Origin of the sequence: Bacillus sp. RE35 (genome assembly GCF_052146655.1) — a bacterium.
In the GTDB taxonomy this organism is placed as follows: Bacteria; Bacillota; Bacilli; order Bacillales; family Bacillaceae_G; genus Bacillus_A; species Bacillus_A cereus.
The window spans coordinates 3,139,064-3,155,755 of record NZ_CP197377.1; the positions used below are offsets into that span (position 1 = coordinate 3,139,064).

Genomic DNA, 16,692 nt, shown 5'->3' on the forward strand with positions numbered 1-16,692 from the left:
AAATTTATTTTCTGTACCACCCGTTAATAACTGCCTCTGCTTCTTTACTATGTATTTGATACGCATGTGTACTATCATTAGAGCCAATAAACCAAATTGAAAAACCTTTAAAATATGGTTTCGGTTCTAATACATCGCGGTAAGCACGCCATCCATTTAATTGCACATCCTTCGAAAACACATTTGAAACATCTGGATTCCATGGATTTTGTAATCCAAGTTCACGTGCTGGAACGTTAAATCCACCGAAGTAAACTGGCTTTCCTGTTGCATTATGTAATTGTTCCAATTGCTGAACAACATTTTGCCCACGATTATATACTGTTGTCGCAAATAAACTTTGCTTCACTTCTTCATATGTTGGATTTCTTTTTCCTGAAACTTCAAACCAACTGTCTATGCTAACAATATCCACCTTTTTTAAATACGGGCGATTGATTTTCTCTTTAAACTTCGCTTCATAAGAAGGGTCCCAGCTTGCTGTTAACCACCAGTTCATTTGATACAAAACATTTCCTTTATACTGATTACGAACAAAATCAATTGTATCGCTCCAGTATCCTTCTGCATACTCCATATTCACGAAATTAGAAGCAATCTTTAGTCCATACACATTGTATTTACTTGTAATGGAATTAAAAATATCTTGCAGAATAACCGTCTTCCAATTCCAGAAGAAATCATTAATGTTACTTGGGTTCCATTCTGTCTCTCCAACATTCCCCTGCTGAATATACGGGAACGGTTCCACTATAACTTGAATATTACGCTTTAATAATTCTCGAATTAAAATAATAGCTTGTTGCTTTTGCGCTTGATTAATTACCATGTTAGTAGAAGTCACATTTGGGATATCTACTTGAATCGGTACATTTACTGTATTTAAATTTAAGCGCTCCACATCCGCTAATACTTTCGCTACATTTCCAACTTCCCATACTGTTACGTTTCCTGATTTGATTTTTCCAGATTGAACAGTATTTACATCTGCCTGTACATTTCCTTGAAAACAAAAAGAAAACAACATAAGAAACACTCCTAAAAAGCTTATTAAACTCTTATTTTTCTTCACAACTTTCCCCCTATAATTTTTGGCTTTCTTGATTATTTTATACAACGTTTCATATATATTCCACAAAAAATCCAATAAATTTTTATTGATAAAAATGCTATTCATCCTTTATTCACATCTTACTCATACTAAGCTCCTAAAAATAGTAAGATAAATAAAAAAGGAACGGATTTCCGCTCCTTTTTTATCTTTTTACAATTATCAATCCATTTCCCTTTTAGGCTCTACCAACATGATATGGGATTCCTTTTCAGTGAAAGGTTTATGCTCAACGCCTCTCGGGACAATAAACATCTCGCCTTTAGAAATTTTCACCTGTCCATCACGAAAATCGATGAACATCTCCCCTTCAAGCACAATAAATAGCTTATCTGTATTAGGATGCTCATGCCATATAAAATCTCCATTAGCTTTAAAAAGCTGAATTTGATCGTCATTCATTTCACCAATCACTTGTGGATACCAATAATCGTTAATTTTAGATAACTCGTCATTTAGTTTAATAGGTTGGTAATGGATAATAATCCCTCCTCACTTTCAAATTCCACTATATTACAGTAATATAAGTAAAAAAGTCGTTATTACGCTTAAAAAGAAAATGCTCCGGCCAGAACTTTTCATTCAGATAGTACAAAGGAGTGATTTCAATGAAAGTACTTTCAATCCAATGTTTCCTTTAACTCTCCATAAGTATAGAACAGTGATTTTCAAATAAGAATGGACCCCTGTTGACATTAGTATGGATTATTGATGAACTTCTCGCGATATTTAGTAGGCGAAATGCCAACTCGCTTCTTGAAAACTCTACTAAAATAAAAAGGGTCTGCGATTCCAACAGCCTGCGCAATTTGTTGTACAGGCACATCACTTGTACATAACATTTTTTGAGCCATCTTTATACGATAGTTCAATAAATATTCTGCTGCCCCCATACCTGCATGCTTTCTAAACACGTAAGAAAGACGATTTCGATTAACATTATTTTGTTCTGTAAGTGTATGAATTGTAATATCTTTATAATAGTATTTACGAACGTAACTAGATATTCGTTCGAATAAAGTATGCGACTCATAATTGCTTTCTCTATTGAAAACACTTAATAAAGCTTCATTCAACGCTTCGCGAAACAGCATTTCGGTCTGAAACATCGAAATGCCTCCACGCTGATTATATACATCCCAAAGACGCATAAGTAATTCGACAAGACGAGGAGATTGTCCTGTTAATAATTCAAAATGCTGATGAGTAAAGCCAGAGTCTTCTCGTTCTGAATTGCTTATCCGATATAAAACAAGAATATATTCCCAGTTTATTTCACCAAGCATTTTATGGGCTAATGTCATTTTTGCACCCCCATGTATAACTTTTCCTGGGGAAAGAGTATACGGCGTACCATTAAATTGAAATTGCGTCTTCCCTGTAATTGGAAATACAAATCCTGGGAAAGAATCTGTAGACTCAGCAAAAGGCACACCTGGATTTTTAGCATAACGATATACTCCTTCTACTCGGAAAGGAGTATTGGCAAGATACTCTGCTAACTCATTCACGTCTAACTTCACAATACACGCCTCATTTCAATAATAGTTTTCTTGTAATTCGCGAGATTAATTGGTGTACATTCTGGGAAACGCTAAACTAAAAATAGTACATACAACTTAACAAAATCTGATTATTAACCTATAAATATATTGTTTTTCATTTATTGACCAAAGTATCCTCCCTATATTATTGATAATGATTTTCATTGTAGTTTGATAAAAAAACATTTGTCAAGTTGGCTGGCCTAGAAAAATGATGAAACAAGGGGGATAGAGGAACAGTTCTGTTGCAAATAATACCTAGTCTTTGTTAACTAATTCCCCTCAAAACTGGAATGATCATGTTAATAGTTGTAATGACTTTATTAGTTACAGCACTTACAGCATGTGGAAATAATCGTAATCCTGAAGAAGTTGCTACAGCGTATTTCGAAGATGGAAACAGCCTACTATCAAATTAAATGATAGTAGGCTGGCTGTTAAAATTATTTAAGAACTGGGTTATGTTCTAAATGATAAGCTTTCATTATCAAAAAGAGTATTACTAGTTCCCTCCACAAACAAAAACACCCTATCACTTCGGTTCTAAATTTAGCACCTTCCCCTCTATCCCCTCCGTATTCAATGTAGTCGTATGATACGTGCCATTTACCCAATCATCTATTTGATCATGATACCAATCGCTTCTAAAATGGCCCGACTGTCCTGGCCCTACGATATGATAACCGTTTGACATATCTTTCGTATCAATAATGAATCTCCAAGACGCCCCGTGATTTACAATGCCGTTTTCGCCGTAACTCGCTGCTTGCACGGTAACTTGGCTCCCACCAATCGGAACTGGTTTCTTACGATTAAAAGCGAGTAATGCTAACATACTCGATGATTTCGAAATTGGATGTGTAAAAGCGAGTTGATGGTAATCGCCCCACCTCCACTCTCCAATATCGGGTCCATATTCCTTCTGCAATTTCTTCATTACATTCTCGTACGATGTATGCACAACTTTTGTGAAACCTCCGTACTTCGTAAACCAAACGCTATTTTCTCCCGCTACTTCTTTTCGAATCAATTCATCAACAACTTGTGACTTCCCTTCAAATAACTCCATTACATCTTTCGGTATTTCTTTTGAAAATAACGTATTTGAAATCTCTTTCATTAACAAATGGAATATTAATGGTGCTGCTTCATCTTTACTATCGTAAAAATTCCACTTTGTTAATTGGTCTACGCCTTCTTTCTCTACCTCATTTAAAGATGCTTTATTTAACTCTTTTAAAAATATAGGAGTAAACTCTTTCCCATATAAATTCTTTTGATCCATCTGTAACTCTTCTAAATCTTTCACCGTATACTTTTCCTTCTCTTGCAAAAATTCTTGAATACGCATTTGCCTATATGGCTGCGCCCACGTATTGCTAATATGATACGGATAATCATCATCAACAATTTTATTATTCGCAGTTGAAATAAACCCTTGTTTTGGATTAATTACTTTTGGAAGTTGATCAAACGGGATATACCCTTCCCATTCATATTCATCTGTCCATCCTGGAACAGGTAAGCTACCATCACCTTTTTTACGCACTGGTATATTTCCATTCGCTTTATAAGCAATTGTGCCGTCGTTTGATGCAAACACAAAGTTTTGGGTTGGTGTATGAAAATCTTGAAGAGCGGTTTCAAACTCATTCCAGTCTTTTGCTTTGTTCATATTTAATACAGCTTTTAACTCAGCTGACGGTTCTAAAGCTGTCCACTTTAAAGAGAATACTGTTTTCGTTTTCTCCTTCCCCTTATCCGCAAACTCTGAAATTACTGGTCCATGCCTCGTAATCGTAACGTTATAAGGAATTGTCTTCCCGCCTTTTACTTTAATAGACTCGTCTACAACGGTAGCTTTCTCCCATTTATCGTTATACAGAAATTCATTTTCATTATTAGGATTTCTCTTCTCAATATATAAATCTTGCACATCAGGCCCTGTATTCGTAACACCCCACGCTATTTTGTCATTGTGTCCTAATATAACACCTGGTACTCCAGCGAAAATAACGCCACTCACATTTAAACCTTTCATTTCAAGTCTCGTTTGATACCAAATAGAAGGCGTCGCAAGAGATAAATGAGGATCATCTGCTAAAATTGGCTTACCTGACGCACTCTTCTCACCGCTCACAACCCAGTTATTACTACCGTTAAACTCCGGCGGAATTATCGTTTTTGAAAAACTTTGTGCTACGTCCACATTTGTATTTTTCAGTTCAGCTAGCAATCTAGGAGCATCTTTCGGATATGCAGGAAATAGCTCATTCGCTTGCTCTTTCGGAAGATTTTTCAGCGCCCAATATCGAAATGCCTGTCCGTGCCAATGTCCTCCTAAGTCAAACGCCATATACTTCCCAATCGTTAAAGTATCAACAATTGACCACTCAGCAGGTTCATAACCTAATATAGTAAACTCAACTGGTAATTTCTTTTCCTTTTTCGCCTCACGTATAAAAGCGTTCACCCCATCAGCAAATGACTGCAGGGCATCTTTCGCTTCTCCATTATATTGACTAACTGAAGCTTCGGCCGCTCGCCGTAAACCGAGTGTTCGAAACAATTTATCTCGGTCAACAGCTGCTTCCCCAACAACTTCACTTAACATACCAGAAGCTTGTCTTCTACTTAAGTCCATTTGAAACAAACGATCTTGCGCTTGCACATATCCTTGTGAAAAATATAAATCATGTGCAGTTTCCGATCTAATATGCGGTACACCTTTACTATCACGCTTCACCGTAACAGCCTGTTGTAAATCCTCTAGCTTTATCGTTCCATCTATCTTTGGCATAGATTTCAGCGTATATATGTTCAAAAAAATCGCAGCGGAAATAACTAACAAAAGAACGATACTACTAGCCCAAATAAAAATTCTTTTTCCCCTTTTTCGTTTCTTCTTTATAACGACTTCCATATAACCACCCCTTTCTCACACTATTCGCTTCTATAGTAAAAGAACCTTTTAGACTAGAAAAAATCCTTATCCAAACTATGGATCATACGAACCAAATACTTCTCTCCTATGCATTCCTTCACTAAAATCTACTCGTCCTTTCTTACACCAATTCCTCAAAATCCCCTTCACATAAGCTAACGTTTTCTTATTATTTTCAAACGCAATTTTAAGTGCCTCTAACACTTTCTCTCCAGAAAGTCTTTGTATCCAATTCTTCAATTCCTTCACAATATATGGGGATAAACTACTAATATTTTGTTCATAAAACTTATAAACTTCACTATTTGGAACGTCCTCTTCTATGGTTTCCACCTCTATCTCTTCCGCTTCTTCTTTCTCTTCAATAACTACTTGTGAACTACTATTATCCTCTTCTTTTGGCATACCAAAATGCTGCAGTACTAATGGAATCTTGTATTCTTTTTCAAGGCATTTACGTAAAAATATATGTATGAACTCATTACTTTTTATAGTCTTTAACTCACGTAATACGCACTTCTCCACATTCGTATTTGAAATAGGGTTATAGTGTAACCAATTTATTATGAATACCTCTTTCGTTTCCGTATCATATAGAATCTTTCCATACTCAACAAACCTGTTTAGCAACTTCTCAACAGTCTCCATACTATAACCTGTTTCAAGCTCTGCCACACGCTTCGGTAATATGTAGATACCACATTGCTTCGTTTTCGTACCAGTTAACAAATATATGTAAAAATAACGCTCCTCTGGCGTTAAATCTAATATGAATTCATCTTGCCAAAAGTTCACCTGCACATTACGGTATACCGCCATATGTTTCCCTCCACTCTTTGCTAGTAAATAGGAAAATTTTAATCCTTCATTATAAAGATAGGAATGCGGGAATGGTTTTGGCATTCGAATTACAATTTTTTTACTACTACAACGCCGGTTTCATTTTTTCGCGCTTGTTTTGTTCTTGTAGTTGTTTTTGTTTTTGCTTTTGTTTTTTCTTAGTGATTTATTACTTGGTAGGGGCTTATGAGGGGCTTGGAAGGGCATTCTACATTACAATCTATCAAATACAATTGTTCTTCCTACTAAATAGGAGCTATTCCAAATTATTATTTTGGATAGCTCCTTTCAAATTCTTCTTATTTTTTACTTCTACCAATGTCAGCTTCTACATACAATTTCTTCTGCTATTTGCGGGCAGTAAAACTCTCATTTCAAAATTTGGTGAATAAACTGCTTGATTGCAATGCGAGTGGCCCTCACTGATTAAAGTTTCATTTTATTTTTGCATTGAATCTAACATCTTCACAATAAAGGCAGCCGCCTGACCACGAGTTGCTGTGCCTCGAGGATCAAACTCATTATTTCCAATACCATTAACTACCTTTAAACTGTATAATCGTTGAACCGATTCTTTGTATGTTATTAAATGCTTATCTGTAAATGGTAATGCTACTAACTCACCTGTAATTCCTTTATATCGTAATGCTTTGTCAATCATAATAGATACTTCTTCACGAGTAATTGGTGCGTTAGGATCAAAAATCCCTTCACCACGACCATTAATAATTCCTGCACTTGCACAACGTTTAATACCGTCATGAAGTGATGGATGTGCCTCATTAATATCTACAAATGACTTATTTCCCTCTGGTAGTTTAAGAGCATTCGAGATTAATTTCGCAAACTCCGCTCTCGTTACATTTCGATATGGAGCAAATACACCATTGCCTTCGCCTTGCATAATACCTAGACTGTTTAATTTACGAATATGCCCTTCAAACCATCCACCTGTAATATCATCTTTTGTTTTTTGTACTTCTTCCTTAGGCTTTTGTACTTCTTCCTTTGGTACATTGTAGTTAATTTTAATCCAACTTGGGTCATAGAAAATCCATTCTCCATTACCTACTTTATACCAACCATTTTTAACCGCTAATACTTTGTAACGATCTCCGTTTGAAGCTTTACGTACAACACGATGTTCAATGCCCGCATCACTACGTACATTGATGCCACTACCATTTACCACTAGTTCCATGCTAGGTTCAGCTGGATTATTTTCATTTGGATTAAATGAGTCATTTTTATCTTGTAAAGGCGTATCAATCTGCGCATTTATATTTGCATACCACTGAATTCCTTGTACGAAACCAGCCCAATTACCTCGTGAAATTAAAATGTCAGGACATTTTTTCCCACTCCATTGTTGATGCTTGTATATATGATCTGCACCAATTCCTTCTTTGTTCATTAAATAACCTGCAAGTCGTTTTGCATTTTCTAACGCTTTATTGTAATCACCGTCTTGGTTAACCGCAATCTCGATACCGATAGACTCCCTGTTTCCTGAACCATCTCCATCTCCTGCATGCCAACCATTTTCGTTTGTTGGTAAGTGTTGATAAATTTGTTTATCATCTACAGTAAAATGCCATGAAGCTGTTCGGAAAGTGCCTTCAGTTGCTTGCTTGTATAAATATTTCGCATGATTTTCAGCATTAGCACCAGCGGCTGTATTTGCGGTCTCATGGATTGTAATGTAACGTGCTTTCATCGGATTCGCAGGACGAATATCAGGATTTCCTGCTGGAACAATCCACTCCACAAATGGAACTCCTGCAAGTGTTCCATATTTCTTCGTACTCTGTGCACTATATTGAATACCTCTTGGCTTTGCAACAGGTTTCATTTGACGATCAGATCCATCATTTCGACCATCTACAGATTCAAATGCCTTTTCAATGTTTGAAATAGCTTCCTTTTCTGCTACTTGTCCCTTCTTAGCATCCTGCATTTTGTTTAATTCTTCTGTTTCATCATGTTTATGCTTATATTCTTCTAAAAGCATTTTTTCATTTTCAGATACTTCTGCTTCGTTAATTTGTACATGATCAGGAACTTCCAACTTGAAATTAGAATAATTTAATCCGCTCGTTCCGTGTTCTCCTTGGGCAATATTAAGTTGATCAGTTTGAGATTTGTTGATCTCTTCTGCTGATGCTGATAAAGGTACGCTCCCTAAAATCACTAGACTTGTTGATAGTGCGATTACTTGTTGTTTGATTGTCTTATTCATTATTATAATAGATACATACACATTCCCGCCGTGTATGTATCTCAACCTCCCTTTATTGTCACATTAATTTTTTAAAATATGAATCTACTATGTACTTTTAATGCATTTTCTTTTTATTCATATATTTAAATTATCATATTTTATACCCATTAAGAAAATATTTATATGTCATCCCTACAGATGAATTTCATCTAACATACTTTTTATAAAATTCATCAACAAACATTATTTTACAACTAATTACAAATACCGTCAAAATAATCAATTTAAACTTAGACAAATAACTGGCATACAATTTCATAATAAGAGATCCTATACTATCGAAATACATCTATTACAAATTCCCTTTAACGTTTTCAACAATCTCATTTATCGTATTCCGATCAAACTTATCACTAATTTCATATGACTCACGATCTCCTACGAATTGCACGCCTACGATATCATTGCGATCCTTACCGTATTGCACTTCAATAATAGATCCTCGCTCTATTTGTTTCCAAATGAGACCTGCTTCATCTTTATTATCTAAAATAATGCAGTCTTCAATATTTTCATCAATCCCAATTAATTTATTATCATCCATATATCCAATCTCGTATTGTTGCCGTTCTTTCGCTTTGCCACTTACTAATATACCTTTGCTACCATATGAGTAATCCATATAGTCCTTTTTCTCCGTTTGTACCGCTTTCGGCTTTTGTGCTTCAGTTTTTTCAGCAGTCCCACAACCTGTAATAAGACTGATTGGGATAACCACTATTAATACTAATCTAGTAAATTTCTTTATCATTTGTAACCAACCTCATATATTTAATGCAAAACTCCATTTATTACTCTATTAAAGAATAACATGATATTAAGTAAACAGAACGAAAGATAACATATTCTTTACATACCCACTCTTTAATGAAGGACTAGGCCATTTAAACCTAGTCCTACATAACTTTAACTTTGCTTCACATACTTAATTGTATGAAATGACGTCTCATTAAATAATTGCAAGTTTTCCCCATCATAATCTTGAACTTTATATGCTATTTTCTTTTTTTGAATTGTATCTTCTACACCGTCTACTAAACGTTTATTGAGATGTAAATAGATTGTAAAAGCTTCCTTATCATATTCCCAAGTGCCTTCAATATAATTCTTTTTATTTGGATACTCACCTTTACCATACGTTTCAAATGTCTTATCACCTTTTAGAATAAGTGACATAATGAAACCGTCTGTTCCTTTGAATCCCCAATTACCGATTAATTCCGTACCATCTTTCACATTCTTCATAACGTTATCCGTATTAATTCCAGCTTTCTTATCTAACTCTTTCAAATCTTTCACAGATACTGTACCGTCACCGATTTTAATATCCCCTTCAAGATCTTTGAATGCCTTAAGCCAGTAAATATCTCCTTCTTTCACTAACTTTTCGGATTTCTCCATTAACTCTTTATCAGTCTTATCGCCTTTTTCTCTTTTTTCTTTTCGGGTGAATACTTCATTTATTAAAGAAAAAGACTCTCTAAAATAACCAATTGCTTTTTCAAAATCCTTTTGTTGATTTACATACTCTGCAGGGGGATCTATCGACTCAAATTTATCTAACACTTTATTTAATTCTTTCACACTATCTACTATATCTGATTTCTTTTTCTTACCGTCAAAAACCTCTCTTGTAATATTGTTATGCTCCGCAAACAACTTATCAAACTCTACCCCTAATTTATACACTTTATTAGGATAGTCTTCCTTTGAAACTTTTTCTTTCTTACTATTAGACTTCGATTCTTTTACTTTAGACTCTTCCGTTTTCTCCTGTTTAGAAGTGTTCGTTTTCTCAGAAACTCCACAACCAAATAACAACATGACCGGAACTGCTACCCCTAGTAGTTTCTTTGCATTCATGACTGATTTCTCCTTCTACTTGAATAGATTACTCTTACTATACCCATCCTCTTTTTTTATCTTGTAATTAAAGTTACAACTGCAATAACTCCTAAAATTGGTCCCCAATATTCCATTTTTATAAAAAATAGCGAGTGTTTTTTGTTAAACATAACTTTTTCACCAGTTTCGGCATCTATATAAACTTTACCATCTGGCTTATTAATATATTTACCTAAATACCAAGACATAACCCCTGATATAATAAACATTACCGCCATTGGCCAACTATGGTCTTGAAAATATGTAGCGTCCCCCGTTATAGATCCAAAGATAGCCTTACCCAAAAGAGTATTAATAATTACAATAATTGCGACTAAAAAACCCCAACCAGACCAAATAATCATTTATTTCTCCTCCTAAAGCATACAACTTTGTGCTTTATGTTAATTTGAACTGCAAACGAAAACGTTTAAAAAACCGAATATTCAGACGTTAATAATTATATTTAGCTTACATTCGATTCTAACTTTAATGTTCTAAATGCAAATGAACCAGATATAATTTGTAAAATTGTCGGAATAAGTAAAAAGAATAATGACATAAATAACATAACTATAGGAATCACAATCATACAAACTCCATAAACTTTATTATTAACCTTGTTTACTAAACACGATAAAATGAACAACCCTATTTGAACCGTTAAAATAATAGAGTAATAAGCTAAAAGTTCGTAATCAACACCTTCCATAATATTAAACGCTACAACTATTAATATTATAGAAATAATAATTCCCAAAATGCCACCAATTAAACCTAATACAAATTCAGGCGTTCTTTTCAATTCAATCCCCCTTTTTTGAAAAACTAACAACTTGTATATTTTTCCCATTCACCATCATACCAAATATTTATTGGAAAAACTATACAAATCATTTTTATTCTACTGTACTTTACTTCTAACTATAGATAACTTGTAGCAGTTACAAAATTAAAACCTTCACAATTACTTACTGAATTGTCATATTGAAAATTATAAATTAAAACGATAGAATTATAGGATTTATTTAATTTAACTACTTCCTTAATTCGAGAAAGTATTTTATCATCATATGAACATCCCGTTAATAACATAGAAATGTCATCACTCGCTTCTTCTAACACTTCCTTTTCAATAAAATCTTCATCTACATCAATCATATCAATATTAAAATCAACAAAAAATCTTGCTGGTATAGAGTCTCCTTCTTCATCATACGTAACATCTATATATGTATCCAACTGATCTTGCGTTTGCATATTACCGAACCATATTGAAACCATTCCGTGTACTTCCATTAATAGCGTCCTCCATTATGAATATATATTCTCATTCAACTTACGCTTTAAAATTCATGATTTTTATAAAAACCATTTCTTCTTTCCTTTCAGTCAAATAGGATTATTCGGAAATTCATTGTCATACTTATGAATTAGCGCTTTATCATTTTCATCAATTGGTACTTCACCTAAGTATTTATGTTTCCAAATAATCATCTGATCACTAAAACTATATTCTGTATCGAACCAATTTGTATAATCGAAATGCATGTTAAATTCCCCACTATGTTCCAGAGACATTGTAAAAGAGTACCAAAGCTCTTGCTGATTATCTTTGAAAACATTTCTTAATTCCTTACTCAATTTATATAAAAAATCTTCTTTCCTTTCAAACTCCTCTTCATCAACTTCGTATTTAAAAGGAATTTCTACACTATACTTATAATTTTCTTTATTTCTGAAGTTGTTATAGAAAAAGTAAGTTCCCCCTCCATCTTCTGATATTTGTGCATAAAAATAAAATTTCTCCCATTCTTCTGGAATCATGGCATGAACCGTTTCCGCTATCTCTCTATATAATCGATTCAATTTTATTTCCAATTAAATTCCCCCTATTTAATTTTCATCACTTATTTTTTCTATATTATACCATTCTTTTAATTAGCTCTTTATTTCATCTACAATTCAAACCAAGTTTCGATACTTTTAGAAAGTAGACATACCTTTTGAATACAATTAGTATTAACATATGAAATACGAAAAGCTTAAAAAGGCTTTCACATGAAGAAAGGAAGTTGCAAAACTATGGATCTTAAAACAGTTATGCAAGAACTTGAAGCTCTAGGTAAGGAACGAACGAAAAAAATATACATATCTAACGGTGCGCATGAGCCAGTATTCGGAGTAGCTACAGGTGCCATGAAACCAATCGCTAAAAAAATAAAATTAAATCAAGAATTAGCTGAAGAACTTTATGCCACAGGCAACTACGATGCTATGTACTTTGCAGGTATTATTGCCGATCCAAAAGCTATGAGTGAGTCTGATTTTGATCGCTGGATAGACGGGGCATATTTTTATATGCTATCTGATTATGTGGTGGCAGTAACTTTATCGGAGTCAAATATCGCACAAGATGTTGCTGATAAATGGATTGCAAGTGGGGACGAGCTTAAAATGTCTGCCGGCTGGAGTTGCTACTGTTGGCTATTAGGAAATCGCAAAGACAATGAATTTTCCGAAAGTAAAATTTCCGATATGCTTGAAATGGTGAAAGATACAATTCATCATTCTCCAGAACGAACAAAATCCGCTATGAATAATTTCCTAAACACCGTGGCAATTTCATATGTACCACTACACGAAAAGGCAGTTGAGACTGCAAAAGAAGTTGGTATAGTTGAAATCAAACGTGATAAGAAAAAAAGCAGTTTGTTAAATGCTACAGAGAGTATTCAGAAAGAACTTGATAGAGGAAGACTAGGTTTTAAGCGTAAGTATGTAAGATGTTAAAAGTATGAAGGTGTCAATCTAGGAGAGATTGACACCTTTTTAGTGGACATTACTAGACTAACGGAGCTACAAGTTAAAGGAAACCAATCATTCATCTCCCACTATACATCTCAAACTTCTTCTTTCAATTTATATACCCTATCTCTTTTCTCATCATCTTTGATAAAAATAAGTTTTCCTTCTGTAACAAAACCTTCTAATAGTAAACATACTTGTCCATATGCTTTAGGCTTATTCGTAGTGAATCTTTCATCGGGTATTTTACCAGATCGTATTAATCGTTCACATAGCTCAAGCGCACTTATTTCTTCAGAATCAATTAATTCTAAAATATCTTTTTGTAATGGTGATAAAGGGGCTGGTACCTTACATACCTCAGCTACCTCCACCTTTTCTTTTTCTTCTTCAAATAAATCTTCAAATGAAATTTGATTCATTACATCTTTTCCTTTCTAACGATTGATTTGTATAACATGAACTGAATCCTATAGCGTATTTATTATTATGTATTACTTACCTTTTTTCATAAATCTCAAACTCATGTACATCGTTTCATATAGTATGTTTTGATTATACCAAATATACGTTCTGTCTTCTATTGTAGAATTTTTATAACAGAAATGAAAGTAATAGTGAACATTTTTCTTCTCTTTAGTTGTATAGAAAACTATGTAAAAAAGTTTACATAATAAAATTATAGTTATTTGTTAAATTTCTACGCTAATACGCAAAAAAAACACTCGTTTCCTTTAATCGACAATCGAGTGCTTTAAGTTCATCTATTTTTAAGTACATAAATTTATAAATTTTGTAGTAACAGTATGACACCATTTATATGTCGTGACAACGACTATGTTAACACTTACGAGTTTGTATGAGTTCGTTAGTTTAATATACATTCCATATGTTTATATTCATCGCCAAATAAAATGCTATTTTACTTTATTTTCCATTCTATCATTGCACACAGTACTCCATGATGGTACAACCATGATGGAGTACATACTTTCAAAAACCTTTTATTTTTTCTATCTACTTCACATATACTTTATTTTTTATTCATATATACTTATGCGTATTTAAATTTAGCACCACGAACTTTATTATATCCGTCCATAAAATATAATTTAGTATAGTAAGGTTTATAAAATCACTATAACTAAGCTCATTTATTTACTGTAATGAGTTTTTAATGTTTATTTATATTTTAGGAATATCAATTATATTTCCTGGTGACTCATTAATAAGAATATCTGAAATACTTGGGTTCCTTTTTTTTAACTTGAATATTTGAATTTTTGTTAATTCAGGGCTAAATGATATATTTTGTGTTTTAAACTTCAAATTCATAATTTTATTTTGAAGTTTTAATATAAAAACCTTCCATTCTTGTAATGGAGAATTCGAAACTTCCTCCGGACTTTCTAATAGTCGATATCCGTCTGCATAATGAAACATTAGTAATCCCGTTCCTAAGTCACAATCTTTATTTTCAAGAATTGCATTTGGTATATCAAATCCACTATTTCAATTATAATTTGCTGTAAAACAATGAAGGATTATTGGATTATCTATATTCTTTATTCGGCTAATTGTATCCTCGTTATTTGTATTATAAAGTAATTCTTCAAGCAAACTAATATCTTTATTTTCCATTACACCTTACCACCTTACTGATATTTACTTATTTTGTATTTCCAATTGTTTTAGCTTTCTTTCCCAAAGTTCCACTGTTGCACCTTGGCTTGGGTACAATGGTAAACCATTCCCCTGTAATTTCCTTAAATTTTTTTGCAAATCATATACCTGTTTTTGTAAACTATCAATACTTTGTTTAATATCCATTTTATTTAATGCTCTTGCAACTACTTCATTGTAAACAGAATGATATCCTCTATGTCTAGCCATTGTACTTATATTATCATCTGGTACTCTTAGAAAAATACCGTTTGATGAGTCATCAAAGTTCATACCTATCTTTTTAATTACAAGATTATCTGCCATTTCAGAAGGAATAATATGCTGTGCTTGATATCCACTCCATTTAGTTGAACGTTTAAGCCCCATTTCTGTCATCATATTTTTTCCTAATTTAGTAGAATTCCCTCCTGTTACAATACCCGGAGTACCAGGAATAATCCTACTACCTTCACCCGCATCCTTAACCCCACCACTCTCCAAATTCGAGATCCTATTCTGAATACTCGCCTTTGAGGCATTATGGGCTTCTTGGAATTTCCCGCTATAGTTCGTTCCAGTTCTAGCGACACTTCCATCTGGCAGTATTTCTACACCTTTAACGAATGGGGTTACGGAGTACACACCTTTTGCTAATGTATTTTCAATTATATAATACTAGTAATTTCTGTTAACCTTAATTCATAAAAATAATTTTTAAACATTTATAACATGCCTATCTAATAAAAAAGCGCTTGTTGTCTTTCGTAGACAATCAAGCGCTTTAAGTTCATTTGTTTTTAAGCAGCATAAATTTATAAGTTTTGTAGTAACAATATGACACTTTTTATACTTCCTAACAAATACTATGTTAAAACTTACGAGTTTGTACGAGTTCATTAGTTTCATATACATTCCATGTGTTTATATTTATCGCCCGGTAAAATGTCATCTCGCCTAAGCTCGTACTTTATTTTCTATTCTATCATTGCACATAACACTCTATGATGGTACAACCATCATAGAGTATTTACTTTTTTAACAGTTTATTTTTTTTATCCATCTTCTGCTTTAAATATTCAGCAATTTCAGTTTGCCCAAATTCTCTAGCATATTCATATGCATCCAAATTCTTAATACTCTCTCCAGTATATCTAATTGAAATATCTATTCCTTTTTCAACTAGAAACTCAACTACTTCTTTATGCCCACCATAAATTGCTCCAAATAATGGATTTCTGTTCGCTAAGCTCACATCTAATTCTGCGCCGGTCTCTATTAAATACTTTACTATCTCCAAATCCCCCTCTCCTGCTGCCACTCTTAAAGGGGAATCATCAAATATATCACCTTTTGTATTAACATCGATTCCTTTATGGACTAAATATTCCACTATTCCAAAATATCCTTTCTTTGCTGCAACATGTAGCCATGTACCAAATAGCGTCATCGAATGTGAAATTCTGGATTATCCCCTATTAAACGTTTTACTTCATTCTATAAAATTTAAAAGTTAATACAATTATAAAATTATAATTCTCTTTAAAATTTTCACGTTAAAACACAAAAAAGAACTCTGAAATGAACCCAAAAAGTGTCTAACTTTTTGGGTTCATTT

The 16,692-nt window shown here is 33.4% G+C and carries 16 protein-coding genes and 2 pseudogenes; 1 reads left to right on the forward strand and 17 read right to left on the reverse strand.

Annotated features, from left to right (window positions below; all coding sequences use genetic code 11):
* Positions 1 to 4: 4 nt before the first annotated feature.
* The 12 genes from ACTL4X_RS16105 to ACTL4X_RS16160 all read right to left on the reverse strand — a co-directional run bounded on the left by ACTL4X_RS16105 (position 5) and on the right by ACTL4X_RS16160 (position 12,485).
* The gene (locus tag ACTL4X_RS16105) at positions 5 to 1,072 is read right to left on the reverse strand and encodes a glycoside hydrolase family 113 (protein WP_142243896.1); all 1,068 of its coding nucleotides are present in this window, start codon (positions 1,070 to 1,072) and stop codon (positions 5 to 7) included.
* Positions 1,073 to 1,273: 201 nt separating this feature from the next.
* Positions 1,274 to 1,513 carry a cupin domain-containing protein gene (locus ACTL4X_RS16110; protein WP_000997182.1) on the reverse strand — a complete coding sequence of 80 codons (240 nt, stop codon included), beginning with the start codon at positions 1,511 to 1,513 and terminating at the stop codon, positions 1,274 to 1,276.
* 293 nt (positions 1,514 to 1,806) lie between these two features.
* Positions 1,807 to 2,634 (reverse strand): helix-turn-helix transcriptional regulator, encoded by an 828-nt coding sequence (locus tag ACTL4X_RS16115; protein WP_000762815.1) that lies wholly within the window; start codon positions 2,632 to 2,634, stop codon positions 1,807 to 1,809.
* 553 nt (positions 2,635 to 3,187) lie between these two features.
* The gene (locus ACTL4X_RS16120) at positions 3,188 to 5,578 is read right to left on the reverse strand and encodes a penicillin acylase family protein (RefSeq protein ID WP_078186528.1); all 2,391 of its coding nucleotides are present in this window, start codon (positions 5,576 to 5,578) and stop codon (positions 3,188 to 3,190) included.
* 75 nt (positions 5,579 to 5,653) lie between these two features.
* Complete coding sequence (locus tag ACTL4X_RS16125; protein WP_100655059.1) at positions 5,654 to 6,502, reverse strand: DnaD domain-containing protein; 849 nt, start codon at positions 6,500 to 6,502, stop codon at positions 5,654 to 5,656.
* A gap of 376 nt (positions 6,503 to 6,878) precedes the next feature.
* On the reverse strand, positions 6,879 to 8,678 hold the full coding sequence (locus tag ACTL4X_RS16130) for an S-layer homology domain-containing protein (protein ID WP_031312946.1): 1,800 nt from the start codon (positions 8,676 to 8,678) through the stop codon (positions 6,879 to 6,881).
* Positions 8,679 to 9,012: 334 nt separating this feature from the next.
* A complete protein-coding gene (locus ACTL4X_RS16135) occupies positions 9,013 to 9,471 on the reverse strand; it encodes a hypothetical protein (protein ID WP_000591637.1) in 459 nt (152 codons plus the stop codon).
* 155 nt (positions 9,472 to 9,626) lie between these two features.
* Positions 9,627 to 10,583 carry a DUF3994 domain-containing protein gene (locus ACTL4X_RS16140; RefSeq protein ID WP_000992202.1) on the reverse strand — a complete coding sequence of 319 codons (957 nt, stop codon included), beginning with the start codon at positions 10,581 to 10,583 and terminating at the stop codon, positions 9,627 to 9,629.
* 56 nt (positions 10,584 to 10,639) lie between these two features.
* Positions 10,640 to 10,969, reverse strand: a complete 330-nt coding sequence (locus ACTL4X_RS16145; protein ID WP_000587854.1) for a hypothetical protein — start codon at positions 10,967 to 10,969, stop codon at positions 10,640 to 10,642.
* Positions 10,970 to 11,070: 101 nt separating this feature from the next.
* Positions 11,071 to 11,409, reverse strand: coding sequence for a DUF4064 domain-containing protein (locus ACTL4X_RS16150; protein ID WP_000831724.1), 339 nt, complete (start codon positions 11,407 to 11,409; stop codon positions 11,071 to 11,073).
* A gap of 119 nt (positions 11,410 to 11,528) precedes the next feature.
* Entirely contained in the window at positions 11,529 to 11,903 is a 375-nt protein-coding gene (locus tag ACTL4X_RS16155; RefSeq protein WP_000451794.1) for an immunity 22 family protein, read from the reverse strand.
* A 93-nt stretch (positions 11,904 to 11,996) separates the two neighbouring features.
* Positions 11,997 to 12,485, reverse strand: a complete 489-nt coding sequence (locus tag ACTL4X_RS16160; RefSeq protein ID WP_000403547.1) for an antitoxin YezG family protein — start codon at positions 12,483 to 12,485, stop codon at positions 11,997 to 11,999.
* A gap of 204 nt (positions 12,486 to 12,689) precedes the next feature.
* On the opposite strand from ACTL4X_RS16160, the gene ACTL4X_RS16165 reads away from it, so the two are divergent.
* Complete coding sequence (locus ACTL4X_RS16165; protein ID WP_000364669.1) at positions 12,690 to 13,397, forward strand: DNA alkylation repair protein; 708 nt, start codon at positions 12,690 to 12,692, stop codon at positions 13,395 to 13,397.
* 110 nt (positions 13,398 to 13,507) lie between these two features.
* On the opposite strand, the gene ACTL4X_RS16170 is transcribed toward ACTL4X_RS16165, so the two are convergent.
* From ACTL4X_RS16170 to ACTL4X_RS16190, 5 genes and pseudogenes are all read right to left on the reverse strand, one after another.
* Positions 13,508 to 13,834, reverse strand: a complete 327-nt coding sequence (locus tag ACTL4X_RS16170; protein ID WP_001071909.1) for a DUF3895 domain-containing protein — start codon at positions 13,832 to 13,834, stop codon at positions 13,508 to 13,510.
* 763 nt (positions 13,835 to 14,597) lie between these two features.
* Positions 14,598 to 15,053: pseudogene (locus ACTL4X_RS16175) on the reverse strand (DUF4274 domain-containing protein).
* Between the two features lie 24 nt (positions 15,054 to 15,077).
* The gene (locus tag ACTL4X_RS16180) at positions 15,078 to 15,719 is read right to left on the reverse strand and encodes an AHH domain-containing protein (protein WP_086401430.1); all 642 of its coding nucleotides are present in this window, start codon (positions 15,717 to 15,719) and stop codon (positions 15,078 to 15,080) included.
* Between the two features lie 72 nt (positions 15,720 to 15,791).
* The gene (locus ACTL4X_RS16185; protein WP_033689828.1) at positions 15,792 to 15,983 is read right to left on the reverse strand and encodes a hypothetical protein; all 192 of its coding nucleotides are present in this window, start codon (positions 15,981 to 15,983) and stop codon (positions 15,792 to 15,794) included.
* Positions 15,984 to 16,104: 121 nt separating this feature from the next.
* A pseudogene (locus tag ACTL4X_RS16190) lies at positions 16,105 to 16,571 on the reverse strand (ankyrin repeat domain-containing protein); the annotation flags it as partial.
* Positions 16,572 to 16,692: the final 121 nt, after the last annotated feature.

Bases quoted from the DNA above. Each gene is read 5' to 3' on its own strand.
- ACTL4X_RS16110 (WP_000997182.1), bottom strand. From the start codon at position 1,513: ATGAATGACGATCAAATTCAGCTTTTTAAAGCTAATGGAGATTTTATA.
- ACTL4X_RS16120 (WP_078186528.1), bottom strand. From the start codon at position 5,578: ATGGAAGTCGTTATAAAGAAGAAACGAAAAAGGGGAAAAAGAATTTTT.
- ACTL4X_RS16125 (WP_100655059.1), bottom strand. From the start codon at position 6,502: ATGCCAAAACCATTCCCGCATTCCTATCTTTATAATGAAGGATTAAAA.
- ACTL4X_RS16130 (WP_031312946.1), bottom strand. From the start codon at position 8,678: ATGAATAAGACAATCAAACAACAAGTAATCGCACTATCAACAAGTCTA.
- ACTL4X_RS16135 (WP_000591637.1), bottom strand. From the start codon at position 9,471: ATGATAAAGAAATTTACTAGATTAGTATTAATAGTGGTTATCCCAATC.
- ACTL4X_RS16140 (WP_000992202.1), bottom strand. From the start codon at position 10,583: ATGAATGCAAAGAAACTACTAGGGGTAGCAGTTCCGGTCATGTTGTTA.
- ACTL4X_RS16145 (WP_000587854.1), bottom strand. From the start codon at position 10,969: ATGATTATTTGGTCTGGTTGGGGTTTTTTAGTCGCAATTATTGTAATT.
- ACTL4X_RS16155 (WP_000451794.1), bottom strand. From the start codon at position 11,903: ATGGAAGTACACGGAATGGTTTCAATATGGTTCGGTAATATGCAAACG.
- ACTL4X_RS16165 (WP_000364669.1), top strand. From the start codon at position 12,690: ATGGATCTTAAAACAGTTATGCAAGAACTTGAAGCTCTAGGTAAGGAA.
- ACTL4X_RS16170 (WP_001071909.1), bottom strand. From the start codon at position 13,834: ATGAATCAAATTTCATTTGAAGATTTATTTGAAGAAGAAAAAGAAAAG.
- ACTL4X_RS16185 (WP_033689828.1), bottom strand. From the start codon at position 15,983: ATGAAACTAATGAACTCGTACAAACTCGTAAGTTTTAACATAGTATTT.